The following is a 23,627-nucleotide window of genomic DNA, read 5'->3' as shown; positions in this document are numbered from 1 at the left end:
GTCGTGACCCAGACCCCCGCCCCGCACGATCATCCCGCCCTGGCGGTCCACGCCGGGACGACGACGTCCCGGCGTACCGTCCTCGCGGGCGTCATCGCCGGCGGTGTCCTCATCGGACTGTTCAGCACGGCGTTCGCCATCGGCGGGACCACGCTGAGCGACCAGGCCGAGGCCGGCGTCGTCGGCGCCGGCCACGACGCGTCCGCCACACCCGAGCCGACACCCACCGGGACAGAGCTCCTGTCCGCCAAGGCGCAGGCCGCGACGATGCAGGACATCCTGCCGTCGGCCATGCCGATCGTCGTCGACGCGCCCGTGACGGATGAGGCCGGGGTGCTCTCCCCCGCGGAGTACGAGCGCGTGTCGGAGGCCGTCGCCGCCGTCGAGGCGGAGACGTCGCTGCGGCTCTTCGTCGTCTACCTCGAGACGTTCGACGGCATCCCCCCGGAGGACTGGGCCGACGCGACGGCCACGAAGTCGGGCCTCACGCCGGAGGAGCTGCTGCTCGCCGTCGCCACCACGGACCATGTCCAAGGCCTGTCGGTCGACGTCAACGGCCCGGTGACCGGCCAGGACCACGCGGCGATCATCACCGCCTCCCAGGGTGCGGTGGCCGAGGGCGACTGGGCCGGCGCCGCGACCGAGGCCGCGGACGCGGCACTCCGGACCCGGGACTCCGGCACGCCGTCGTGGGAGACGGTCCTCGCACTGCTGGCCGTCGTCGCGATCGGCACCGGGCTCGCCGCCGGCTGGTGGTACCTGCGTCGCCGGCAGCCCCGGAGCGACGCCGAGGCGCCGGCGGACCGGGAGGCTCCGAGCCGGGAGGTTCCCGAGCCGGAGCACGCCTCCGATCCCGACCTCGCCGTCACCCGGGTGTCCGCGCTCTCCGGGGCCGCGACCACGGCTTCCGGCCGGCCGGCCGCCATGGCGACGGCCACCGCGGCGCCCGCGCCCGTTTCGCCCGCGCCCGTTCCGGCCGCTGCCGCCCCGGCCGCTCGGCGTGTCCTGACCCCGGCGGCCGCAGCCGGCACGGCTCCCGCGCCGATCGCCGCGACCGCCGCGACCCCCGTGGCCCCCGCGCCGGCCGCCGCACCCACGGCGGCTCCGGCCCCGGCCACCTCGCCCACCACGGCGCAGGCCGCGCCGGCCGCGCCGGCCGCGCCGGCCGCGCCGGCCGCGCCGGCCGCGCCGGCCGCGGTGGCGGCGCCGTCGGGTCCGGGAGTCGCCTCGTCCGCCGCTCTCCCCGGCGGGCTCCCGGATGACCTGTCCGACGACGACCTCGCCGTCCGGGTCGACGACACCCTCGTCACGCTCGACGACGCGCTGCGCACCTCGGCTCAGGAGCTCGACCTGGTCCGCGCGGAGTCGCACGGCGGAGGTCTCCATGATTTCGAGGTCGTCCTCGCGGACGCGACCGAGCGCACGCAGGATGCCTTCGCGCTGCGTGCCGAACTGCTGTCGGCCGACGACGCCTCCCGGCGCCGCCTCGCGCTCCGGGTGCTCGCCCGTTGCTCCGAGGCGTCGGCGCTGCTCGACTCGGGTACGGCGGCGTTCGAGGACATCCGCCGGCTGAGGTCCCGGGCGAACCGGATGCTCGACGCGGCCTGGCAGCGGGCGGACGGGCTGGCCCAGGAGATCGACCAGGCCCGCGAGGCGCTGTCGGCCCTCGCGGCGAACTTCCCCGCCGACGCGCTGAAGCCGGTGGCCGACAACGCCGAGCTGGCCGAACACCTCGTCGGGGACGCCCGCCAGGCGATCGACTCGGGCCGTACCGCAGGTGCGAAGCACGACCGGGCCTTCCCCGCCGCGGCCGCCCGCAGCGCGCAGAACGCGCTGAGCCACGCCGAGCGGCTGCTCCAGGAGGTGGAGACCGCCCGCACCGACCTGACCGACGCGCTGCCCCGGCTCGACAAGGCGGTGGCGTCGCTCACCCAGGACGTGGCGGCCACCGAGCGGATCGCCGGCGGTGACCCGCAGGCGGCGATGGCGCGCACCACTGCCCGGGCCGCGCTCAAGCAGATCGAGGTCACCCGCGACGTGGCCGACCCGTTCGCCATGCTGGCCCGCATCGCCGCGGCCGAGAGCGCCCTGGACCGCGCGCTCGCGAGGCATCGGGACCCCTCGGAGGTCGATGCCCGCAGGGCGGCGCTGGTGCGCGACACGCTCAGCCGTCTCGACGTGCGACTCCGCCAGGTCGACACGCTGATCACCACGCGCCGGGGCGCCGTCGGACCTGACGCGCGCATGCGCCACTCCGAGGCGGCGCGCCTGACGGTCGCGGCGCGCGAGGCGCGGGCGCGGGCTGACGGCGCGGCCGCCCTGGACCTGGCGCAGCAGGCCGACACCCAGGCGTATCAGGCACTCACGGCCGCCATGCGGGACGCCGCGGCCGTCGACGCACCCACCGGTATGGCCCTCGCCGGGATCAACCTGACGTTCGAGGGCCGGCATGGGCCCGGCGGCGGCGCCGGGACGAAGGGCGGCCTGCTGGGCCTGCTCACCCGGTCGCCGCGCCCCGTGCGGACCAGCGGGATCGGCGGGGGCGCCGGTGGCGGGTTCGGCTCCGGCCGGGAGGCATGACGCCCCCTCAGCGAGGCGATCGGCCGGTCGCTCGCCACCGAAAGGAGTTACTCGCGCGAGCCCGCCCCACGGGCCGCCGCGACGAACGCGTCCGCCAGGCTGTCGCCGAACCGGGCCGCCTCGTCGGCATGCCGCTCGATGTCGGCGACCACCGCCGGGACATCGACGTCGTCCACCTGGGCCGCCCAGCGTGCCGCGAGCTCCGGGCCCGCCTCGGGGTGGAACTGCACGCCGAGCGCCGAACCCCAGCGGAACGCCTGGTAGGGGTACATCTCGCTGGAGGCCAGCCAGGTGGCGCCGTCGGGCAGCTCGACGACGGCGTCGGCATGCATGCTCACCGCGCGCGTCACGGCCACGGCGTCGACGCCCCCCGCACCGGCTCCCACGGCGTCTGCGGCTCTTGTGACCGCCGCGAGCGCCGGGCCGGTCACGGGGTCCGCGAGCGCGGCCTCGCGCCAGGCGATGGCCGCGGCCCCCGCCTCCCGTCCAGGAGGTGCCGCCACCTGCACCGATCCTCCGCCCGCGACGGCGAGCAGCTGTCCGCCGAGGCAGATGCCGAGCGTCGGCACGCCGGAGCGTGCGGCGCCGGCCAGGAGGTCACGCACGGCGGGCAGCCAGGGCGCGTCGTCGTCGGAGTAGGCGGACATCGTTCCGCCGAGCACGACGAGGGCGTCGCCGACGCCGTCCGCGGCGGGAATCGTCTCGCCCGCGAACGCGAGGACGAGGCGGACGCCCGGTCCCAGGCGTGCGGCGAAGCGGTCCATGGGGACGCCGGGGTCGTTCTGGATCACCGTGATCCGGGGCGCGGCGGCGTGGGCCGCGCGGGTGTCGGAGAGCTCAGAGGCAAGCACGGTGGCTCAAAGTACATCCACGGCTACGCTGGGGTCCATGTCAGCTCCATCAGCGCAGGCTCTGCCGCGTCGCACCTATCTCATCGTCGACGGTGAGAACATCGACGCGACCCTCGGGATGAACGTCCTGAACCGCAGGCCCGCCCCGGACGAGCGCCCTCGCTGGGACCGCATCTCGGCGTTCGCGCAGAAGGTCTGGTCCCAGGACGTCGTGCCGCTGTTCTTCCTGAACGCGACGTCGGGCCAGATGCCCATGCCGTTCGTCCAGGCGCTGCTCGCCATGGGCTACCGGCCGATCCCGCTCGCCGCGCAGGGTTCGGAGAAGGTGGTCGACGTCGGTATCCAGCGCACGCTGGAGGCGCTGCGGGGCCGTCCGGGCGACGTGCTGCTGGCCAGCCACGACGGCGACTTCCTGCCGCAGATCGAGGACCTCCTGGACGACGAGGACCGCCGCGTCGGCCTGCTCGGCTTCCGGGAGTTCGTCAACGCGCGCCTCGCGGAGCTCGAGGAGCACGGTCTGCACATGTACGACCTCGAGGGCGACGCCGACGCGTTCACCACCCTCCTGCCCCGCGTGCGGATCATCCCGATCGAGGAGTTCGACCCGGTCAAGTACCTGTAGTTGCCGAGCCGGCAGGCGCCGTCGCGACGGCTCGCGCGCCTACGGGCGCGGTCGCGACGCCTCTGGCGGCCGAGGGCCGGTTCCGCCGTGTCAGCCGGCGTCGGCCTCCAGCGCGGCCTGCTTCTTGCGGAGGCGGTGCAGCTCCGCGTCGAGGTTCTGCCGCGCCGGGTCCTCCCAGGCCGCGCCCATCGGTGAGCAGAACAGCGACTCGCGCGCCAGCAGCTTCGACAGCACCTTGATCCGCGCGGTCAGGTAGTCCGGCAGCGGGATGTGCTCGTACTCCGCACGCACGCGCGCCGTGTACTCCTTGTAGCGCTGCGGCTCGGACGCGAGCATCGCGAGGTCGGCGTCGTTGAGGACGCACGCGTCGAGGTCCGTGACGTCCGGGGCGTGCCGCAGGAGCCCGTTGACCAGGTTCGCCACCCGATCGGCGGACTTGGCGGGAACGCCGAGCCCGGTCAGCTCGGCGCGCGCCAGTTCCGCGCTGGCCGACGTCTGCTCCCCGCCCTGGGAGGCGTACGCCGTCTTGGAGGCGGCGTCGAACACGGCGCCGTGGTACCAGGCCGCGAGCCGGACGACGTCGGGCGAGTGCGTCTCCTCGGCGAGCTCGTCCACCCGGTGCAGCACGGCCCCGAGGTGGCGGAGATCGTGGAAGTGCCGGTCCTCACCGGACCAGCGCTCGACGAGGTCCTCTCCTACCCGCTCGATCTCCTCGGGGGATGCCGTCGCGCCGATCCCGGTAGCGCTCCGGACGAACGAGGAGATGTACCACTCCGGCGCCATGACGCCCATGCGATCAGACCTTCGCTTCGGTGACGTGTTTTCAGTGGCCGGTGTGGGGCTGACCACACTCCCAGCCTATTACCGCTGGGCTGTGCGGGGGCACTCGGGCCCGCGCCGGCGTGAGCACGACGCACCGGCGGCGCGGTGAGGTCTCACGAGCCCGTGCCGGGCAGCGTGACGCGGACGGTCAGGCCGCCGCCCGGCGTCGGGCCGACGTCGATGTGTCCGCCGTGCGCCGCGACGATCGCCGACACGATCGCCAGGCCCAGACCGGACCCGCCCGACTCACGGTTTCGCGACGAGTCGGCGCGGTAGAACCGCTCGAACATCCGCTCCGCGTGCTCCTCGGCCACGCCGTGCCCGTGGTCCCGCACCTCGACCACGGCCTGCCCGTCCTGCCCGTACCCGACGGCGATCTCGGCCGCGGAACCCGCGGGCGTGTGCCGCGCGACGTTCCCGATGAGGTTCGTGAGCACCTGCCGCAGGCGGTCGTCGTCGCCCTGGGTCATCACGGGGCCGACGACGCCGGTCGTGGCCGGGCCGGCCGGATCGTCGCGACCCGGCGGGGCGTCGTCGGACAACCCGATCACGCGGACCTCACGCGACGGGTCGAGGGCGTGCAGGTCCTGCGCGCTCTCCCGGGCGAGGACGGCGACGTCGACCGGCCCGCGCGCCATGGGACGTCCCTCGTCGAGGCGGGCGAGCACGAGCAGGTCGTTCACGAGGGACCCCATGCGCCGGGCGGCGTCCTCGACGCGGCCCATCGTGTCGGCCACGCGCTCACGGTCGGGGCCGTCCCTTCCGTCCAGGGCGCCCATCCGGTAGAGCTCGCCGTACCCGCGGATCGTCGCGAGCGGGGTGCGGAGCTCGTGGGAGGCGTCGGAGACGAACCGCCGCATCCGGGCCTCGGACGCCTCGCGCACGGAGAAGGCCGTCTCGATCTGCGCCAGCATCGAGTTCAGCGACTCCGCGAGCGACCCCACCTCGGTCGACGGCGGCGGGGCCGGGACCCGCCGGGACAGGTCACCGGCGGCGATGGACGCGGCGGCGGTCTCGATCTCCCGGAGCTGGCGCAGGGAGCGTTCGATCATGAGCCAGGCGAGCACGAGGCCGAGCAGGATGATCCCGATACCGGCCAGGACGAGCGTGCGGGACAGGACCTCCAGTGCGGCATCGACCCTCCCGAGCGGGAGCGCCACGAAAGCGGTCTCGACGGCGCTGCTGTCCGCCGTGTTCGCGTTGACGAGCGGGTAGACGCGCCATCGGGTCGCCGCTTCCGAGCCCTGGACGGCGCGAACCGTGAACGGCTGCCCCTTGCGCTCAGCCGTCTCGTCATACGTGAGGTCCGGGATGTCCGGGACGCCGTACACCTCGACGGCGCGCTCGTCACGCGGGGTGCGCAAGGTGCCGTCCGCCCAGCGGTACTCGATGTAGTAGTCGCTGGGCAGCGTCGTCGCGGTTCCGTAGCTCAGGACGCTCTTGGCGAGGGTGGGCGCCTGCCGCTCCAGCTGCGCGTCCACCTGATCGACCAGGTATTCGCCGACGATGCCCCGTGCGAGCAGGCCCGTGATGATGAGTCCGGCGGCCAGCAGGAACGCTGTGATCGCCACGAGCCGCGCACGCAGAGGGACGCCGGCGACCCAGCCCGCGAGCCGCCCTCCGGGCACGAGGGGATCAGCGTCCTGAGCGGTCTCGGCCGGCGGAACGTCCGCTCCGGTGCCGGTCACGTCCGCGGCCCCTGCCGGACGGCCGTCCGCCGATCCGTCGTCGGACGGGCCCGTCGCGACCGGGCCGGTGGCGGACGCACGGGTGTCGTCGCTCATGAACTCACGCCGCCGGGCGCAGCAGGTACCCGACCCCCCGCTTGGTGTGGATGAGCGCGGGGAGCTGGACGGGCCCGCCCGGCCCGTCCACGGTCAGGTGGTCGATCTTGCGGCGCAGGTAGGAGATGTACGACTCGACGATGTTCGCGTCACCGCCCCAGTCGTACTGCCAGACGTGGTCGAGGATCTGCGCCTTGGACAGCACACGGCCCGCGTTGAGCATGAGGTAGCGCAGCAGCTTGAACTCCGTGGGCGACAGGTCGATCTCGATGCCGGCGCGCCGGACCTCGTGCGAGTCCTCGTCCATCTCCAGGTCGCCGACCTTCAGTACCGCGTCGTCCTCCGGGACCGGAGTGCCCGTGCGGCGCAGCACGGCCCGGATCCGCGCGACGACCTCCTCCAGGCTGAAGGGCTTGGTCACGTAGTCGTCACCGCCGACGGTCAGGCCCTGGATCTTGTCGTGGGTGTCGTCGCGGGCGGTGAGGAAGAGAACGGGTGCGTGCTTGCCCGTGGCGCGCATGCGGCGCGTCACGGTGAAACCGTCCATGTCGGGAAGCATCACGTCCAGCACGACGAGGTCCGGATCCAGGTCCCGGACGAGCTGGAGCGCGCCGTTGCCGTCCGCCGCGGCATGCACCTCGAAGCCCGCGAATCGCAGGGACGTGGCTAGGAGTTCGCGGATGTTGGGCTCATCGTCGACCACGACGAGCCGCGCCTCTGGTGTCGCCATGAATTCAGTGTGCGGCGCAATTCTGACACTTTCCTGAGAGCGTCGTGAATGTTTCGCCGATCACCATTCGCTGGACCTTCACGACGGCTTTTCGCGGTTTCGACACCGACCACAGAACAAGGCTGTCCACAGCCCCGCGGTAGGGGTCGGAACGGCGGGCGGGCCCGGCCTAGCTTTGCCTCACGGGCCGTACGCGGCCACGTGCAGGCAGCAGGAATCAGGGCCGACGACGGCGGCCACGGGCCGCGGACAGGGGAGACGATGCAGTATCAGGTGGACAGTGAGCAGATGAGCGCGGCGAGCGGGGCCGTGGCGGCGTCGGTGACAGCCGTCCGCGCCGAGGTCTCCGCGATGATGCGAAACCTCGATGCGCTGCAGAGCACGTGGTCCGGCAGCGCCGCGACGGCGTTCTCGGGAACCACCGCCCAGTGGCACGCCGCCCAGGCCCAGGTCGAGACCGCGCTGGACGCCATCCAGGCCGCCCTCGCCCAGGCTGCCCGGACCTACGCGGACGCGGAGCTCGCGGCCACGCGGCTGTTCGGCTGACGCGGGCCGGGCGTGCCGGACCGCGGCGTGTGGCCGGTCGCGGACACGCCACGACGGGCCGCGGACACGACGGAGGCCGCCTCCCCTCGGGAGACGGCCTCCGTCGAACGCGGGTGGCGTGGGCTCAGAAGCCCATGCCGCCCATGTCACCCATGCCACCGTCGCCGGCCGGAGCGGCAGCGGCCTTCTCCGGCTTGTCGGCCACGACGGCCTCGGTGGTGAGGAACAGCGCGGCGATCGACGCGGCGTTCTGCAGCGCGGAGCGCGTGACCTTGACCGGGTCGTTCACGCCCGCGGCGAGCAGGTCCTCGTACACGCCGGTCGCGGCGTTCAGGCCGTGGCCGATCTCCAGGCCGCGCACCTTCTCCGCGACGACGCCGCCCTCGAGGCCGGCGTTGATGGCGATCTGCTTGAGCGGGGCGTCGACAGCGGCGCGCACGATCTGCGCACCGATGGCCTCGTCGTCCTCGAGGTCGAGCTTCTCGAACGCGATGGCGCTGGCCTGGATCAGAGCCACGCCACCACCGGCGACGATGCCCTCCTCGACCGCGGCCTTGGCGTTGCGGACGGCGTCCTCGATGCGGTGCTTGCGCTCCTTGAGCTCCACCTCGGTGGCCGCACCGGCCTTGATGACGGCCACGCCGCCGGCCAGCTTGGCGAGGCGCTCCTGCAGCTTCTCGCGGTCGTAGTCGGAGTCCGACTTCTCGATCTCGCTGCGGATCTGGTTCACGCGGCCCGAGATGAGCTCGGCGTCGCCCGACCCCTCGACGATGGTGGTCTCGTCCTTGGTGACGACCACCTTGCGGGCGGTGCCCAGCATGTCGAGCGTGGCGTTCTCCAGCTTGAGACCGACGGTCTCGGAGATGACCTGACCACCCGTGAGGATGGCGATGTCCTGGAGCATGGCCTTGCGGCGGTCGCCGAAGCCCGGAGCCTTGACGGCGACGGACTTGAAGGTGCCGCGGATCTTGTTCAGCACCAGGGTCGCCAGGGCCTCGCCCTCGACGTCCTCGGCGATGATGAGCAGGGCGCGGCCCTGCTTCATGACCTGGTCCAGGACGGGCAGCATGTCCTTGACGTTCGAGATCTTCGACTCGACGATCAGGACGTACGGGTCCTCGAGCACGGCCTCCTGGCGCTCGGGGTCCGTCTCGAAGTAACGGGCGAGGAAGCCCTTGTCGAAGCGCATGCCCTCGGTGAGCTCGAGCTCGAGGCCGAAGGTGTTGGACTCCTCGACGGTGATGACGCCTTCCTTGCCCACCTTGTCGAGGGCTTCGGCGATCAGCTCACCGATGGCGGGGTCGCCCGCCGAGATGGCCGCCGTGGAGGCGATCTGCTCCTTGGTCTCGACCTCGGTGGCCGAGTTGAGCAGCTGCTCGGTGACCGCCTCGGTGGCCTTCTCGATGCCGCGCTTGACGGCGATCGGGTTGGCGCCGGCGGCGACGACGCGCAGGCCTTCCTTCACGAGCGCCTGGGCGAGCACGGTGGCGGTGGTGGTGCCGTCACCCGCGACGTCGTCCGTCTTCTTGGCGACCTCCTTGACGAGCTCCGCACCGATCCGCTCGTACGGGTCCTCGAGCTCGATCTCCTTCGCGATGGAGACGCCGTCGTTGGTGATCGTGGGGGCGCCCCACTTCTTGTCCAGCACGACGTTGCGGCCCTTGGGGCCGAGCGTCACCTTGACGGTGTCGGCGAGCTGGTTGAGCCCGCGCTCCATGCTCCGACGAGCTTCCTCGTCGAACGCAATCATCTTGGCCATGGGGATGGATCCTCCGCTGGTGGCTTTCGTTGAGCCGGCTCGGCGCCCGCGACGGACGGCCGGTTCCTGGACGATCACGTCTCGCCCAGGGAAACAGACCTCACCTGTCGGCCCTGCTGTCACTCTCAGTACGAGAGTGCTAAGACATTATTGGCACTCTCCCCCCGAGAGTGCAAGCAGACTTTCCCACCCCGGCCCCCCGGGTCGTCGGGTCGCCGCCTCCGAAGCGCTGCCGGCCGGTGGCGAGCACGTCATTGCGTGTGATGGTTGCGTCACCATCACGCGCAATGACGTGCTCGCCACCGCGCGACGCCGTTTGCGCCGTGCGCGCCGCCGTTGACGCCGTGCGCGACGACGTGCACGCCGTGCTCGACGGGTCGCGGCGGCGCTCAGGTCGTGGCCGGCGACAGGTCCGGCGGGCGGCGGATCTCGAACTCGCGAAGGAGCACGCGGCGCGCCGCGTGCCATCCCGACATCCCGTGGACGCCCGGCCCGGGCGGCGTGGCCGCCGAGCACAGGTACACGCCGTCGACGCCCGTCGAGTACGGGTCCCAGCGCGTTCCCGCCGGGCCGGGCGCGGCGAGCATGCGCGGCATGGTGACCGCGCCCGCGCCGATGTCCCCGCCCACGTAGTTCGCGTTGTGCCGGGGCATCCACGCGGCCGGGACGCACCGCGCGGCGACGACGACGTCGCGGAACCCCGGAGCGAACCGTTCGATCTGCCCGACGACGTCCTCGGTGACGTCGCGCTCCGAACCTGCCGGGACATGGGCGTAGGTCCACATCGGACGCAGGCCGCCGGCCTCGCGCGCCGGGTCGGTCACCGTCGGGTCGCTGAGCAGGCAGACGGGGTGCGCGGCGTGCCGTCCCGCGGCCACGGTCGCCTCCGCCTCGGCCATCTGCTCACGCGTCCCGCCGAGGTGCACGGTCGCCGCGCGCCCGACGTCGGACACGGACCACGGCACCGGACCGCGCAGCACGAGGTCGACCTTGGCCGCGCCGCCCCCGAACCGGTAGCGCCGCAGCGCGGTGCCGGCACGCGATCGCATGCGGCTGCCGAAGACCCGCCCGACGACACCGGGTGCCGTGTCGAACAGGAACACGCGGGCCGGTGGGAGGTCGGCCCGCGTGCGGACCGGGCGCGAGGTCTCGATCTCGCCCCCGTGCGTGACAAGGTCCGCGACCAGGGCGTCCACGATCGCCCCCGACCCGCCGACCGGCAGGGCCCAGCCGAGCGGGGCGTGCGCGAGAGCGCCGAGCAGGAGCGCGGTCCCGGCGCCCGCGAGCGACGGCAACGGCGTCATGACATGCGCGGCGACGCCGGTGAGCAGCGCGGGGGCGACGTCGGCGGCGAACCGGCGGTTCCAGAGGCCCGAGCCCTGCTCGAGGAGGGCCGGCCCGAACGAGGGCGCGGCCCGGAGCGCCTCCACGGCCTCCCGGCCGAGGCCGCGGGGAGTGACGAGACCTCGCTTGTCGCTCATGGCGAGCGCCGTCACTCCCTGCCACCGGTCGGCCAGCGGGCCGATGAGGGAGCGCCAGGCGGCGCCGTCCGCCCCGAGCCCCGCGACGGTCCGGTCGAGGTCACGGAACGCGATTCCGGCGCGCGGGTCGCCGGACCCGGCCGCCGGGTCGAGCGGCTGCGCGTAGGAGACCTCGGGGGTGCGGAGCTCGATCCGCTCCGCGAGGCCGAACGCCCGGAAGAACGGCGACGCCCATGCCATCGGGTGCACGGCGGAGCACAGGTCGAAGCGCAGGCCCGCACCTGTCGCGTCGTCGGACCCCAGCGGGGGCGGGCCGGCGCCGGGCGGCTGCGGCACGGGCGCCGCGTCGGCCAGTTCCGCGCCGGTGAGCGTCCGTGCGCCGCCGCCGATCGTCGGCTGCTCCTCGAGCACCCGGACGGCGAGTCCGGCGCGGGCGAGCGTGACGGCGGCGGCCAGTCCGTTGGGCCCGGAGCCGACGACGACGGCGTCCAACACGGTCATGACCTCATCGAACCACGGGCCGGCACCACACGACCGGCCGGCGCCGGAGTGATCGGCCGCGGGCGGGGACGGCCGGACACACGAAAGGACCCACGGCCGCATCGACGCGGGCGGGTCCTTCAGTTCTGGAACGGGACGGGCGGCGAGCGGGTCGGGGGCCGCACGCCGTCCCGTCTGTCGGAGAGACCGGCCAGGGGGGAAACCGGTCCTGGGACTCAGATCAGAGCGGGCGGACCATCTCTGCCTGGGGGCCCTTCTGGCCCTGTCCCACTTCGTACTCAACCGACTGCCCCTCGTCGAGGGTGCGGTAACCGTCCACCTGAATAGCGCTGTAGTGGACGAACAGGTCCTGCCCGCCGGAGGTCGGGGTGATAAACCCATACCCCTTCTCTGCGTTGAACCACTTGACGGTGCCCTGGGCCATGCACTTCTCCTTGCATCTCGCACGGGCCACTCGGTTCGACCCGTGGTGATTCGAGGCTAGTGCGCCAAGTCACACTATGGAAGGGGTAAATCGCTATTTGACGGATTCTGCGCAGGGCGAACGTGCAGGTCAGAAGCTCGGTGTCACACGAGACCAAGCGCCGTAGCGTGCGGTAACGCGGGGTAGTGGGGAGTAGTGGGCGAAATTCCTCGACCATCCGTAACGTTTCGACCGCCATTGGATTCGACCGTTGAATTCACGACTCGCCGGGGCAACAATCCCGCGCCACGGCAATGCGTCACTCACGCCGCCGCCGCGCACCCACGCGACGCGCCGTAGAGACACGCCGACAATGCCGGGAAATGCGGCCGGGTCCTGCGGGCCGGCGATAGCGGGCGCGGCTCGGGTCAATGGCAAGCCGCACGCACGAACAAGCCGACGCGCCCGCCCCGAGAACGGGACGGGCGCGTCGGCCGGTGCTTCACCTCAGAGCTGGAGCGGCCCGGCACGCAGCCGGGAAGCGTCCATCGATGGCCGCAGGCCTAGTGCATCAAGCGGGTGCGGTGAACATGAAGACCCAAGCGGCCTGCTGGGAGTTCGTGACGGCGTCGTTCATCACGACGTTCGAGTCCGGGATGCCGAGGACTGCCGCCAGCGCCTTGCCTTCCGCTTCGCGCCCTTCGCCGTACCACACAGTGTTGGCCGACATGCCACTGGCATCGACACCTTCAGGGGCGGCAGCCGTGCTCACCTCGGCACCTGCGACTCCCTCAGCCTCCAGGTTGGTCACCGTCGTGGCTGCCAGTTGGTTGACCTCGCCGCCGGTGTTGTGCACGAGGTAGGTGGCCGACGGGTCCATCGCGGCGACCAGGTCCGCCGTGCTGGGGGCCTCCGGCTCCCCGCTCGGCTCGTTGCCCCCTTCACCGTCCTCGCCCTCGTTCTGTCCGCCGCCTTCACCCTCGGCTGCCTCGCTGGGGCCGGTGGACGGGCTGGGCGAGACGTTGGCGGTCGGCTCCGCTGCCGAGTCGCCCTCGTTCCCGCCGCCGGACAGGAGAGTGATGCCTCCCCACGCGACGCCGGCGCAGACCAGTGCGACCAGAAGGAACGGCCAGGCCGAACTCCACCCGCTGCGCGGCGCGCGGTGCACGCCAACAGGTGCGCCGCCAGGCACGGCGACGTCGAACTCGTCGGGCGGGTAGCGGTACGTGCTGTTGGTCACGGCGGACAGGGTAGCCCAGACTCCTGGGCTCTCAGGGCTTCTCGTCCGCGAGCCGCCGGGCGGATCGTGCGCCCCGTTGCGTCGCGCGCATCCGACGCAACCGCTTGACCAGCATCGGGTCATGGGCGAGTGCCGCGGGGGTGTCGATCAGCGCGTTCAACACCTGGTAATACCGGGTGGAGGTCATGTCGAAGAGTTCGCGGGCCGCTTCCTCCTTGGCCCCGGCGAACCGCCACCACTTGCGTTCGAACGCGAGGATCTCGCGTTCGAGGTCCGACAGGCCGGCCGCCGTCGCGTCCGAGGGCTCCGCGGCGTCGCCGACCGGCTCGACGTCGGCCGCCTCCGAGGACTCGATCAGCATCTTGCTCATGCGGCAAGACTACGACCAGGTGAACACATGTGTCATTTGTCCAGCGTGTCGCGGCGTTTCGGACACCCACCGGTTCGGCCGGTCGCCCCTCGCGGCGCGACGCGGTCCGGGAACGCCCGGCGGAGCCGACGGCGGCCGTGTGACCTCCACCGGTACCGGCGTCGCCGCGCGACCGGCGCCTGACCGCAATAGCGTCGGGACGACCGGTACGCACCGGACCGACCAAAGGAGGACAGGCGATGGGTCTCTTCGGCCGCCGCACACCCCCCGACCGCCCGACCGAGGAGGTTCGGCCCCCTGCCGAGCCCGAGTCTCGCACCGTCCGCGGTGCGTCCCGGCTGTGGTCGGACGGCTTCGGCCGGGTCGGCACGCGATCACTGCAGATCCTCGCGATCGTCGCCGTCATCGCCGTCTTCGGGTTCGTGGGCACGCGCCTGACCCTCGTCGTGATCCCCGTCCTCATCGCGCTCGTGCTGGCGGCGGCGATCTCCCCGCTGGTCTCCTTCCTGCGTCGACGCGGCATGCCCTCGATCCTGGCGACGTGGATCTCGCTCCTGGCGCTGGTCGCACTGCTGTCGGGGATCGTGTGGCTCGTGGTGCTCGCCGTCGTGGACCAGTGGGACGAGTTGCAGGAGCAAGCACTCGACGGATTCGACTCCCTGCAGACCTACCTCCAGAACCTGCCCTTCGAGATCAGCGAGGAGCAGCTCACCTCGGTGCGCGACTCCGCGGTGAGCCTGCTGCAGTCCGACGCCGTGGGCTCCGGAGCCATCGCGGGCGTCTCGCAGACGGCCGACTTCGTCGCGGGCTTCTTCATCATGATCGTCGTCCTGTTCTTCTTCCTGAAGGACGGCCCGGTCATGTGGGAGTTCCTGCTGCGGCCGTTCGACGGACACCGGTACGAGCGCGGCCGTCGCGTCGGCGCCGCGACCATCCGGACCCTCGGCGGCTACGTGCGCGGGACGGCGATCGTGGCGATCGTCGACGCGGTCGGCATCGGGATCGGCCTGGCGATCATCGGGGTGCCGCTCGTCATCCCGCTGTCGGTGCTCGTCTTCCTGCTCGCCTTCATCCCTCTGGTCGGCGCCACGTTGGCCGGCATCCTCGCGGCCCTGGTGACGCTCGTCGCCGTCGGGCCGGTCGAGGCTCTCGTCGTCGTCGCCATCGTCATCGTGGTGAACCAGCTCGAGGGTGACTTCCTCCAGCCGATCGTCATGGGCCGCACGCTCCGCCTGCACCCGCTCGTCATCCTGTTCGCCCTGACCACGGGCACGGTGCTCGTCGGCATCACCGGGGCCGTGCTCGCCGTGCCGATCGCGGCATCGATCTGGCGCGCGATCCAGGTGTGGGACGGACCCGACCTCCCCGCGCGGTTCGCTCGTAAGAAGCGGCCCGAGACCGTCTGAGGCGGATGATCGCAGGTAGGCATGCACTGTGTCGGTGTCCCCGAGTAGTGTCCGGACGCGTGGAGACCATGACGCCTGATACCGACGAAGCCCAGGCCCGTAAGCCGTTGTCGCAGATCATCTCGCCCGACTGGGCGGAGGCGCTGTCCGGCGTCGAGCCTCGCATCCATGAGCTGGGTGACTTCCTGCGGGCCGAGAACGCCGCCGGGCGCGGCTACTTCCCGCCCGGCCCGAACGTGCTCGCCGCGTTCCAGCGCCCGCTGTCCGAGGTGAAGGTCCTCATCGTCGGCCAGGACCCCTATCCCCGGCCTGGCCACGCGATGGGCCTGTCGTTCTCGGTCCAGCCGGACGTGCGCCCGCTGCCGCCGTCGTTGCTGAACATGTACAAGGAGCTGGAGACCGACCTCGGCATCCCGATGCCGTCCAACGGCGATCTGCGCCCCTGGGCCGATCAGGGCGTCATGCTCCTCAACAGGGTGCTGACCTGCCAGCCGGGCAAGTCGGACTCGCATGCCGGCAAGGGCTGGGAGGAGGTCACGGAGGCGGCCATCAAGGCTCTCGCCGCGCGCGGTGGCCCGCTGGTCGCGGTGCTGTGGGGAGCGAAGGCGCGCAACCTGAAGAAGTTCCTCGGCGATGTTCCGATCGTCGAGAGCGCGCACCCCTCGCCGCTCTCGGCCCGCAACGGCTTCTTCGGCTCCAAGCCGTACTCCCGCGTCAACACCCTCCTGGAGGAGCAGGGCGCGACCCCGATCGACTGGCAGCTGCCGTAAGGCCGCACGTGCCACGGGTGCCGGAGCTCGCCCGTGGCACGTCTCACCCCGCGGTTACCTGCTACCGGACTGCACAGAACCCGCAGTCCCAGCAACAATGAGCGACGTGAGCGCGACTTCCTCCCAGAATCCCGAAGGTTCGCACGACTCGACGCCCGCACCACCGGTGTCCGATCCGGCGGCGGCCGATGCCGCCGCGTCGTCGGCCGACCCGGTCACCTCGCCGACCGACCCGGCCGTGTCCTCCGGCTCGCCGGCGCCGCAGCCGGCGGCGACCCGCCCGGTGTCGTCACGGCCCCGGGCCACCGGGCACGGTCCGGCCGAACCGCCGGCCGAACCGGCCGCGGCGTCGTCGGGCTCTGCCACCCGGTCCGACGAGGCGCCGCGCTGGCAACGCTACGTCGCCATCGGCGACTCGTTCACCGAGGGCTTGTGGGATCCGTACCCCGGCCTGGAGGACACGCAGCGCGGCTGGGCCGACCGCCTGGCGACCTCGCTGAGCGAGCGACGCATCGCGGCCGGCGAACCGGCGATCGAGTACGCGAACCTCGCGATCCGCGGGCGGCTGCTCCGCCCGATCATCGCCGAGCAGCTCGACGCCGCCCTCAGCGTCAAACCGGACCTGGTGTCCCTCATCGGGGGTGGCAACGACATCCTGCGACCCGGCGTGGACCTGGAGACCATCTGCGCCGCCCTGGAGCACGCCGTCGCCAGGATCCGCGCGACAGGCGCCGACGTGCTCCTGGGCACCGGGTTCAAGGCGGGCGGCACGCTGGCCTGGACCAACAGCCGGGTCGGCGTCTACAACGCGAACCTCTGGTCGATCGCCCGCCGGCACGACGCGCACGTGCTCGACCTGTGGGGCATCCGCTCGCTCTTCGACCTGCGCATGTGGTCCAGCGACCGCATCCACCTCCTTCCCGAAGGCCACGAGCGCGTCAAGAACGCCGCGCTCGCCGGGCTCGGCCTGTCGCCCGATGATCCCGACTGGGACGAGCCGCTCCCCCCGGCGCCCCGGCAGACCCTCGTCGCGGCCACGAGGGAGCACGCGGCCTGGGCCAGGGAACACGTCGGGCCATGGGTGAAGCGCCGGGTGACGGGCAGATCATCGGGCGACGGCCGCACCCCGAAGTGGCCGGCGGCGGAACCCTGGCCTCGCGCCTGAGCCGAGCGACCTTGGCCTTACTGGTCAGGGTCGCTCTCGCGCTTCGGTGTGCCTTCCGCCGGAGTGTGCGCGGTGCGACGGCCGATCGGCGTTCCAGGAACAGCGCAGGCCACGACCAGAAACGGCCGTGACCTGCGCTGTTGTTCTGAGCCGCCTGTCGGGTTCGAACCGACGACCTTTCGCTTACAAGGCGCTGCACGCATGTTCGAACGCGTCATCGATGACGCCAACGCGCCGGTATCGCGTCCGCTCCGCGCGCTCGGGATCGAGGGCCGTCGCTCGCTGTTGTCAGGCAGTTCGTCAGGCGGGCTTCATCGTGTCCTCTGCCCTGCGGGCTTGTGACTCGGCTTCCGCCATGGGTCGTCTTCGTGGGGTCCCTGTCCCTCCGGCGTCCGGCGGCGCGGGCCGCGTCTCGGACATCGGTTCTGCCGGCACCGCAACCCGTCCCGCCCATCTGGGTCGACGTCGGTTTCACGGTGAACATGGCGGGGCGGGTTGCGGTGCCGGCGGGTTCGGTGTCAGCGTCCCGGTGAAGTCGCTGGATGCCGGAGGGGCAGGGGCCGCACGGGCGTTTCCCTGACCCTCTGGTGTTCGTGTGGTGTCCGCCGGAGGCATTACCCGATGAGCGACCTTGGCCTTACTGGTCAGGGTCGCTTTCGCGTTTCGGCGTGCCTGCCGCCGGGGTGCGCGGAGGGGTGCGCGCAGGGCGCGGAGCGCCCGGAGCGCGGGCCCCCGCAGCGCGGGCCCCCGGCGCGCTGGCGCGCCGTCTTGAGCCAGTAAGGAAAATCCTCACGGGCCATCGACGGGAACGATCGCCGCGATGGTGTCGGTGAGCGCTTCAGCTCCGGCCTCGCGGAGTTCCTTGCCGCGCCGGGGGTTCTTGGCGTATCCGATGCACGGCACATGTGCGGTCCGGGCAACTTCGACGTCGGTCACGGAGTCACCGACCAGGACGGCGCGACCGGGCGGGACCCTCAAGGTCCGTAGCGCCTCTTCGATGGTGTGGGGGTGCGGCTTCATGAGGTCGGGGCGGTGCACGGGTCGGCCCACGATGCGCAGGACCGACTCTGTGAGATTCCAACGCGTGAGGTACGTATCCACAGCCTCGGCGGCGTTGTTTGTGACGATGACGACGGGGGTGCCTCGACGGTGAAGGGAGCGGATGAGTTCGTCCGAGCCAGGGGTCGGTTCACAGGTCTCGGCGGCCTCGACCTCGGCCGCAGTGCACGCAGCCTCGACGGCTGCCAATGCCTTCGGGACGTGGACGCCGGTCCACCGGATGACCGCCAGATGGTCGGAAGTGGCGGCGATGGGTTCGACTGTCGCCTCGTATCCGGCGAGTGCTGCGCGGCCGACGTCGGCGGCGTGCATGTTGGCGGGTGCGGGCATCAGCGGAGTGATAGGGCCGTCGAAGTCCAGCAGCACGGCGCGCGAGGAAGCGAGGAGCGCGGCGGCGGTCATCGGGAGACCTCCGAAGCGATGGTGTCCCACACGCTGTTGAACCACTTGCTTGTCTCAGCGACGTAGAGGGAACCGAGCGATTCAGGGTCGCCGTCGGCGGTGTGGTGGAACAGGACGGCGTCCTTTCCCATCGGGTCGTAGATCCCGAACTTGGACTGTCCGGCACGTACCTCGTGCTCCACGACGGGGTAGAACCCGAAGAACACGTCGGTCTCGCCGATGATGTAAGTCTTGAACGTCGGTGCCGACGTGAAGCTGCGCGTCTCGACGGTGGAAGTCGGTACAAGTCCGAGCTCGGCAAGTTCCTCTACGGCGTCGGTGAGGGCACCGATGTGCCGGTGGCCGAGGTCGGCCATTCGCGCGCGTGCCGCGCTGCTCTCGTCGGCATCACCGCTGACGGCCACAGGCAGGCCGAGAGGCTGCGTCATGTCCGAGACAAGTATCCGGATTCGGATGGACTTCGGCGTGAGTCGACCGGATCGGATCTTGTCCAGGGGTTCCGCAATGGCACCATGCAGCGTCTCAGCCGTATAGCCGAGGAAGTCGATGCTGACCGACTCGGCTTCGAATGCCCGCTCGATGTGAGGGCGGAGCCCAACCGGCTTCGCCGTCCGTTCCCGCGCGTACATGCCGCTGCCCGGACGTGAGGTGATAAGACCTTCGTCCTTGAGGATGCGTAGCGCCTGCTGAACGGTCATTCGGGCGACGCCGTAGCGCGTCTTCAGTTCCTCCTGCGATGGCAGCTTCTCGCCGGGCGCGATCTTGCGAGTCAGGATCGCAGCTCGAACGGCTGCCGCTACCTGCTGGTATGGCGGGCGCGGGTCTTCGGGGTCGAGGCTCATTGCTCCACAGTACCGACCTGACCAACCAACACAGGCGGGCTGGCTCGGCCCTTGACATGGCTAGCCAGCACGTGCATCCTTGTCTTGTCCAGCTCGGCTAGCCAGGCTAGCCCAGACAATCAGGAGGTTGCACGATGTCGGTTCTGACGGAGCAAGGCTCATCGGTCTCGGATCAGGTGGCGTCGGTGCGGGCGATGTACCGGGCGGTTGAGGAGGCGTTCGGGATGTTGGCGTCGGTGCGGGAAATGCTGCATGACATGCGTGACGCGGACGGGCCGTACCGGGGGCAGGAGCTGGCGGAGGTTGCGGCGACGCATGGTCGGGCGCAGTTGGACTACATGCTGTCGGGGCTGGAGTCGTTCGCGCGTGAGCTGGAGGACGGGCGGTGAGCGCGGCGACGGTGGGTGGTGGCCTGGCCGGTGAGCTCGTGGCGCTCTCGTCGCGGGTGGCGGAGTTGCGGGCGGCGTTGGTGCCGATCGTGCGTCGGTGTGGGGATCGGGGGATGCCCGCGTTCTTGGGGGTGGAGACCGGTCCGGCGGCGGTGAACGCGCTGGAGATTCTGGCCGAGGAGATCCGGCTTGAGTCGCGGTACGTGGCCGAGGAAGAGGGCTGACCGGTGACCGTCACAGGCTGGCCGTTCCCGCAGTCGGGCCGGGGTATGACCCGTACCCCGACGTCGGATCAGGTCATCGTGCAGTTGGAGGGCCTGGCCGCTCAGGTGCGGGGCCTGCACGATCACGCCGAGTCCGTCGTGCAGTCGGTTCACGACCTGCGGGGGCAACGCTTCTCCGATACGGGCGTGGTGCTGCTGGAGGTCATCGATGACCTTCACGCCGAGGTGGTGCGCCGTCTGGAGCGGGCCGAGTACCGCGAAGCAGAGTTCGCGCGCAAGTACCCCGGTATCGGGGAGGCGTGAGCGTGCTCGACCAAGACGGGCAAGCCTCGTTCGTGGGCGATACCGCCTCGTCGTGGCCTGCCCGGTTCCCCGGCTTCGGCCCGGACGCGCCCCTGGACATGTGGTCTGCGTCGGATGCCGAGGTCGCCGGGATGCGCGCGCGTGTGCTGGATGGGTCCTGGCGGGCGTTCTCTGAGACGGCGGCGAAGGTCGGCAACTGCTCCGCGCCGATCCGCCTTGCCGGTCGGTCGATGACGTTCGAGAACCTGAACGGTGAGCCGGGCGCGCTCCTGAGCGAGTTCTCCCACCGAGACACACCCCTCGGGACCCTGCATGTGGCCTGCGGGAACCGGCGCGCCGAGGTGTGCCCGGCCTGCTCGCGCGTGTATGCCCGCGACACGTTCGAGATGATCCGCGCCGGAGTCCTGGGCGGCAAGACCGTCCCCGACACCGTGGCCGCGAACCCGCTGGTGTTCGCCACGTTCACCGCGCCCTCCTTCGGTCACGTCCACGGCCTGCGCGTCGGGAAGAACGGGCAGCCGGGTCGCTGCCGTCCCCGCGACACCGCCAAGCGCTGCCCCCACGGCCGCCCGGTGGGCTGCAACCGGGTGCACGGCGAGGACGACCCGATGCTCGGGGCTCCGCTGTGCTGGGACTGCTACGACTTCACCTCGGCCGTGATCTGGCAGTGGTGGGCCCCGGAACTGTGGCGACGCTTCACCATCACGTTCCGCCGTCGCCTCGCGGCCCGCCTGGGGGTCTCGCAAGCGGCGTTCGCTCGGTCGGCGTCGGTGCAGTTCGCCAAGGTGGCCGAGTACCAGCGTCGCGGCCTGGTCCACTTCCACGCCCTGATCCGCCTGGACGGCCCTGACGGGCCCGGCTCCCCCGCTCCCTTGGACGGTGACGCCCTCGCGGCCGTCGTTGCGGAGGCGGGCCCGTTGGTGACGTTCGATGCGCCTCCGGTCGACGGGGACGACATCGCCCGGACGCTGCGGTTCGGTGCCCAGCTCGACGTCAAGCGCGTCCGCACCGGCGAGGTCCACGACTCCGCCGGCGGAACCGGCGATCGCCTCCGCCCGGAACAGGTCGCGGGCTATCTGGCGAAGTACTCCACCAAGTCGACCGGCGTCGACCCCGCCTCTCCTACGCCGCACCTGTCCCGGCTGGAACGTGAGGCCCGCTACCTGGCCGACCGTGCGGCCTCGACCTGCCGAGACACCGCGACCCCGGAGGAAGCCGAGGACGACGGGTGCGTGTGCGGCCGGTGTGAGGACTCCCCGTACCGGCTGCTCGCGAAGTGGTCGCGCATGCTCGGGTTCCGGGGCCACTTCTCGTCCAAGTCGCGCGCCTACTCCATCTCCCTCGGTCGCCTGCGCCGGGCACGCGCCCGGTTCGCCCGCCTGAGCGCTGAGGCGGACCGCCGCGGTGAACGTCTTGACCTCGCAGACCTTGAGGCGCGCCTCCTGGCCGACGACGCCGACGAGGAAACCACCCTCGTCATCGGCGCATGGACCTACGCCGGAACCGGCTGGACCAACCCCGGAGACAAAGCCCTGGCCGACGCTGCGGCCGACCGCGCCCGCCAATACGACCAATGGCGCGCCCAGCAGCGGCGCAACGGCAAGCAGACCACGAACGAAGGGGGAAGGTGATGGCGAAGAACGCGAACCCGGTCAAGGAACCGGTCAACGTCGTCCCGGTGCTCTACCGGGTCGAGGAAGCCGCCGAGGCGCTGCGCATCTCGCGTGACTCGATCTACGAGCTGATCCGCTCGGGGCGGCTCCGGACAATCAAGGTCGGGGCTCGGCGGCTGGTTCCGGTCGTCTCGCTCACGGAGTACGTCGCTGAGGCGCTGGACGGTGCCGCGTGACCAACGAGACGACACGGCGGGCACGTGGTGAAGGTGGGCTTCGCTGGTCCGAAAGCCGCAACGCCTGGATCGCAGAGAAGACGGTCGGGTATGACGGCCGGGGCAAGCGGATCGTGAAGACCGGCTCCGGCAAGTCGAAGACGGCGGCGCTGAAAGCCCTCGACAAGAAGGTCAAGGCGTACGAGGCCGGGCTCGTGACCGGATCGGATCGGTACACGGTGGGGCAGGCAGTCGAGGACTGGCTCGACTACGGCCAGACGGCCGAGGGTGAGGGGACTCAACGCGAGAACCGCGACATGTACCGGCTCCACATCAAGCCAGTACTTGCCAAGCGGAAGCTCGGGGAGTTCCGGGCCGAGGAAGTGGACCGGTGGCTGGAAGCCCTCGCGGCAAAGCAGTCGACGTCGCGTCTCCGGCACCTGCATTCGCTGCTGAACCGCGCGGTCATTCGAGCGATGAAGCGAGGCTATGTCGACCGGAACGTGGTCGAGCTGTGCCGGGTCCCGAAGGGTCGGCCGGGCCGTCCGTCCAAGTCGCTGAGCGCGGAACAGGTCCTCGACGTGCTCACGACGATCCGGCGCGAGCGGTTCTATGCATATATCGCGCTCTCGCTGACGGTCGGTCTCCGTCCCGAGGAAGCGCGGGCGTTGCAGTGGAAGCACGTGCACCTTGCCCCAGCGTCGGGCCCGCCGTACGTCGAGGTCTGGCGCTCGGTGCGGCATCACGGTGACACCAAGACCGAGAAGTCCCGGCGCACTCTGGCGCTGCCTGACCTCGTGGTTCAGGTGCTCGGAGAACAACGGGTCTGGCAGGACGAGCAACGGCAGCGGCACGGTGATCGGTGGCGGGAGACCGCTGCTCTGGGTCTCGTGTTCACGACTCGCTATGGAACGGCTCTGTCGGCGTCGAACGTCCGCCGCGACATGCGTCGGGCCCTGGCCCTCGTGCCCAGCATCGAGAATCCGGGGGCATGGACACCGCGCGAACTCCGGCAGTCGTTCGTCTCGGTGATGTCGTCGGAGGCCGTCCCGATCGAAGAGATCTCGCGTCTCGTCGGGCACCAGAACACACGGGTGACGGAGATGGTCTACCGGAAGGAGCTTCGGCCGGTGATCCAGGATGGGGCGCGCGCGATGAACAAGGTCATCGCTGACGCCGAGGTCGACGTGTGGGACATGGAGCCCCTGTTCAGCTTGAAGGAGGCTCGCGGTGAACGGACCTCGTAGTCAGGCAGTTCGTCAGGCACGGCCGGTCGCGGCGCTCCGGGAACAGCGACAGGCCACGACCGAAACGGCCGTGGCCTGCGCTGTTGTTCGGAGCCGCCTGTCGGGTTCGAACCGACGACCTTTCGCTTACAAGGCGAGCGCTCTACCAACTGAGCTAAGGCGGCGATGCCAGGGCCACGGGTGGCCCAAGCGGAGTACAGCCTAGTGCACACCACCAACCAGGTGAGCGGGTCGGCCGCCGACGCCCGTCACGGGCATCCGGGCGACCAACCCGCTCACCGCGTCCTGGGCCGGTCAGGCCCG

General features: G+C 71.3%; 23 protein-coding genes and 2 tRNA genes. 12 read left to right on the top strand and 13 right to left on the bottom strand.

Going from position 1 to position 23,627, the window contains the following annotated elements; genetic code table 11:
- The first annotated feature begins 3 nt into the window (after positions 1 to 3).
- Entirely contained in the window at positions 4 to 2,580 is a 2,577-nt protein-coding gene (locus EDD34_RS01995) for a TPM domain-containing protein (RefSeq protein ID WP_123813082.1), read from the top strand.
- A gap of 47 nt (positions 2,581 to 2,627) precedes the next feature.
- Here EDD34_RS01995 and EDD34_RS01990 read toward each other — a convergent pair whose 3' ends face one another.
- On the bottom strand, positions 2,628 to 3,431 hold the full coding sequence (locus tag EDD34_RS01990) for a type 1 glutamine amidotransferase (protein WP_246012142.1): 804 nt from the start codon (positions 3,429 to 3,431) through the stop codon (positions 2,628 to 2,630).
- Between the two features lie 37 nt (positions 3,432 to 3,468).
- On the opposite strand from EDD34_RS01990, the gene EDD34_RS01985 reads away from it, so the two are divergent.
- Positions 3,469 to 4,053, top strand: a complete 585-nt coding sequence (locus tag EDD34_RS01985; RefSeq protein WP_123813081.1) for an NYN domain-containing protein — start codon at positions 3,469 to 3,471, stop codon at positions 4,051 to 4,053.
- Positions 4,054 to 4,143: 90 nt separating this feature from the next.
- Here the strand turns inward: EDD34_RS01985 and EDD34_RS01980 are convergent, their stop codons facing one another.
- The 3 genes from EDD34_RS01980 to EDD34_RS01970 all read right to left on the bottom strand — a co-directional run bounded on the left by EDD34_RS01980 (position 4,144) and on the right by EDD34_RS01970 (position 7,389).
- Positions 4,144 to 4,845, bottom strand: a complete 702-nt coding sequence (locus EDD34_RS01980; protein ID WP_123813080.1) for an HD domain-containing protein — start codon at positions 4,843 to 4,845, stop codon at positions 4,144 to 4,146.
- Between the two features lie 143 nt (positions 4,846 to 4,988).
- Positions 4,989 to 6,659, bottom strand: a complete 1,671-nt coding sequence (locus tag EDD34_RS01975) for a sensor histidine kinase (protein ID WP_123813079.1) — start codon at positions 6,657 to 6,659, stop codon at positions 4,989 to 4,991.
- Between the two features lie 4 nt (positions 6,660 to 6,663).
- Positions 6,664 to 7,389, bottom strand: coding sequence for a response regulator transcription factor (locus EDD34_RS01970; RefSeq protein WP_123813078.1), 726 nt, complete (start codon positions 7,387 to 7,389; stop codon positions 6,664 to 6,666).
- Between the two features lie 261 nt (positions 7,390 to 7,650).
- Here EDD34_RS01970 and EDD34_RS01965 point away from each other — a divergent pair, with 261 nt between their 5' ends.
- Entirely contained in the window at positions 7,651 to 7,935 is a 285-nt protein-coding gene (locus EDD34_RS01965; protein ID WP_123813077.1) for a WXG100 family type VII secretion target, read from the top strand.
- Positions 7,936 to 8,059: 124 nt separating this feature from the next.
- Here EDD34_RS01965 and groL read toward each other — a convergent pair whose 3' ends face one another.
- From groL to EDD34_RS01940, 5 genes are all read right to left on the bottom strand, one after another.
- Complete coding sequence (gene groL / locus EDD34_RS01960; protein WP_123813076.1) at positions 8,060 to 9,694, bottom strand: chaperonin GroEL; 1,635 nt, start codon at positions 9,692 to 9,694, stop codon at positions 8,060 to 8,062.
- 389 nt (positions 9,695 to 10,083) lie between these two features.
- Positions 10,084 to 11,676, bottom strand: a complete 1,593-nt coding sequence (locus tag EDD34_RS01955) for a phytoene desaturase family protein (RefSeq protein ID WP_123813075.1) — start codon at positions 11,674 to 11,676, stop codon at positions 10,084 to 10,086.
- Positions 11,677 to 11,896: 220 nt separating this feature from the next.
- The gene (locus EDD34_RS01950) at positions 11,897 to 12,100 is read right to left on the bottom strand and encodes a cold-shock protein (RefSeq protein WP_123813074.1); all 204 of its coding nucleotides are present in this window, start codon (positions 12,098 to 12,100) and stop codon (positions 11,897 to 11,899) included.
- A 550-nt stretch (positions 12,101 to 12,650) separates the two neighbouring features.
- Entirely contained in the window at positions 12,651 to 13,319 is a 669-nt protein-coding gene (locus EDD34_RS01945; RefSeq protein ID WP_123813073.1) for a hypothetical protein, read from the bottom strand.
- Positions 13,320 to 13,350: 31 nt separating this feature from the next.
- Positions 13,351 to 13,680 carry a DUF3263 domain-containing protein gene (locus EDD34_RS01940; protein ID WP_123816263.1) on the bottom strand — a complete coding sequence of 110 codons (330 nt, stop codon included), beginning with the start codon at positions 13,678 to 13,680 and terminating at the stop codon, positions 13,351 to 13,353.
- A 248-nt stretch (positions 13,681 to 13,928) separates the two neighbouring features.
- Here EDD34_RS01940 and EDD34_RS01935 point away from each other — a divergent pair, with 248 nt between their 5' ends.
- The 3 genes from EDD34_RS01935 to EDD34_RS01925 all read left to right on the top strand — a co-directional run bounded on the left by EDD34_RS01935 (position 13,929) and on the right by EDD34_RS01925 (position 17,030).
- The gene (locus EDD34_RS01935; protein WP_123813072.1) at positions 13,929 to 15,095 is read left to right on the top strand and encodes an AI-2E family transporter; all 1,167 of its coding nucleotides are present in this window, start codon (positions 13,929 to 13,931) and stop codon (positions 15,093 to 15,095) included.
- A 68-nt stretch (positions 15,096 to 15,163) separates the two neighbouring features.
- Positions 15,164 to 15,865 (top strand): uracil-DNA glycosylase, encoded by a 702-nt coding sequence (locus tag EDD34_RS01930; protein WP_123816262.1) that lies wholly within the window; start codon positions 15,164 to 15,166, stop codon positions 15,863 to 15,865.
- Between the two features lie 106 nt (positions 15,866 to 15,971).
- On the top strand, positions 15,972 to 17,030 hold the full coding sequence (locus tag EDD34_RS01925) for an SGNH/GDSL hydrolase family protein (protein ID WP_342774777.1): 1,059 nt from the start codon (positions 15,972 to 15,974) through the stop codon (positions 17,028 to 17,030).
- Positions 17,031 to 17,178: 148 nt separating this feature from the next.
- On the opposite strand, the gene EDD34_RS20550 is transcribed toward EDD34_RS01925, so the two are convergent.
- From EDD34_RS20550 to EDD34_RS01915, 3 genes are all read right to left on the bottom strand, one after another.
- Positions 17,179 to 17,266: transfer RNA gene (locus EDD34_RS20550), tRNA-Thr, on the bottom strand.
- A gap of 553 nt (positions 17,267 to 17,819) precedes the next feature.
- Positions 17,820 to 18,491, bottom strand: a complete 672-nt coding sequence (locus tag EDD34_RS01920) for an HAD family hydrolase (protein WP_123813071.1) — start codon at positions 18,489 to 18,491, stop codon at positions 17,820 to 17,822.
- On the bottom strand, positions 18,488 to 19,333 hold the full coding sequence (locus tag EDD34_RS01915; RefSeq protein ID WP_123813070.1) for a GntR family transcriptional regulator: 846 nt from the start codon (positions 19,331 to 19,333) through the stop codon (positions 18,488 to 18,490). Before EDD34_RS01915 ends, EDD34_RS01920 begins: the two co-directional genes overlap by 4 nt.
- Positions 19,334 to 19,467: 134 nt before the next feature.
- Between EDD34_RS01915 and EDD34_RS01910 the strand changes: the two genes are divergently transcribed.
- Genes EDD34_RS01910 through EDD34_RS01885 form a run of 6 tightly spaced genes read left to right on the top strand, consistent with a single transcriptional unit; the run spans position 19,468 to position 23,324 of the window.
- Positions 19,468 to 19,722 carry a hypothetical protein gene (locus tag EDD34_RS01910; protein ID WP_123813069.1) on the top strand — a complete coding sequence of 85 codons (255 nt, stop codon included), beginning with the start codon at positions 19,468 to 19,470 and terminating at the stop codon, positions 19,720 to 19,722.
- Positions 19,719 to 19,946, top strand: coding sequence for a hypothetical protein (locus EDD34_RS01905; RefSeq protein ID WP_123813068.1), 228 nt, complete (start codon positions 19,719 to 19,721; stop codon positions 19,944 to 19,946). Before EDD34_RS01910 ends, EDD34_RS01905 begins: the two co-directional genes overlap by 4 nt.
- A 45-nt stretch (positions 19,947 to 19,991) precedes the next feature.
- Positions 19,992 to 20,249 (top strand): hypothetical protein, encoded by a 258-nt coding sequence (locus EDD34_RS01900; protein ID WP_123813067.1) that lies wholly within the window; start codon positions 19,992 to 19,994, stop codon positions 20,247 to 20,249.
- A gap of 2 nt (positions 20,250 to 20,251) precedes the next feature.
- The gene (locus EDD34_RS01895; protein WP_123813066.1) at positions 20,252 to 21,880 is read left to right on the top strand and encodes a replication initiator; all 1,629 of its coding nucleotides are present in this window, start codon (positions 20,252 to 20,254) and stop codon (positions 21,878 to 21,880) included.
- Complete coding sequence (locus tag EDD34_RS01890) at positions 21,880 to 22,098, top strand: helix-turn-helix domain-containing protein (RefSeq protein ID WP_123813065.1); 219 nt, start codon at positions 21,880 to 21,882, stop codon at positions 22,096 to 22,098. The genes EDD34_RS01895 and EDD34_RS01890 overlap by 1 nt, the downstream gene beginning before the upstream one ends.
- Positions 22,095 to 23,324 (top strand): tyrosine-type recombinase/integrase, encoded by a 1,230-nt coding sequence (locus EDD34_RS01885; protein ID WP_123813064.1) that lies wholly within the window; start codon positions 22,095 to 22,097, stop codon positions 23,322 to 23,324. Before EDD34_RS01890 ends, EDD34_RS01885 begins: the two co-directional genes overlap by 4 nt.
- A gap of 91 nt (positions 23,325 to 23,415) precedes the next feature.
- Here EDD34_RS01885 and EDD34_RS01880 read toward each other — a convergent pair.
- Positions 23,416 to 23,488 (bottom strand) — tRNA-Thr (locus EDD34_RS01880).
- Positions 23,489 to 23,627 lie beyond the last annotated feature (139 nt).

This window comes from Myceligenerans xiligouense (assembly GCF_003814695.1).
In the GTDB taxonomy this organism is placed as follows: Bacteria; Actinomycetota; Actinomycetes; order Actinomycetales; family Cellulomonadaceae; genus Myceligenerans; species Myceligenerans xiligouense.
The sequence above is the reverse complement of the archived record's forward strand: the minus strand, read 5'-3'. Positions and strand labels throughout refer to the sequence as shown.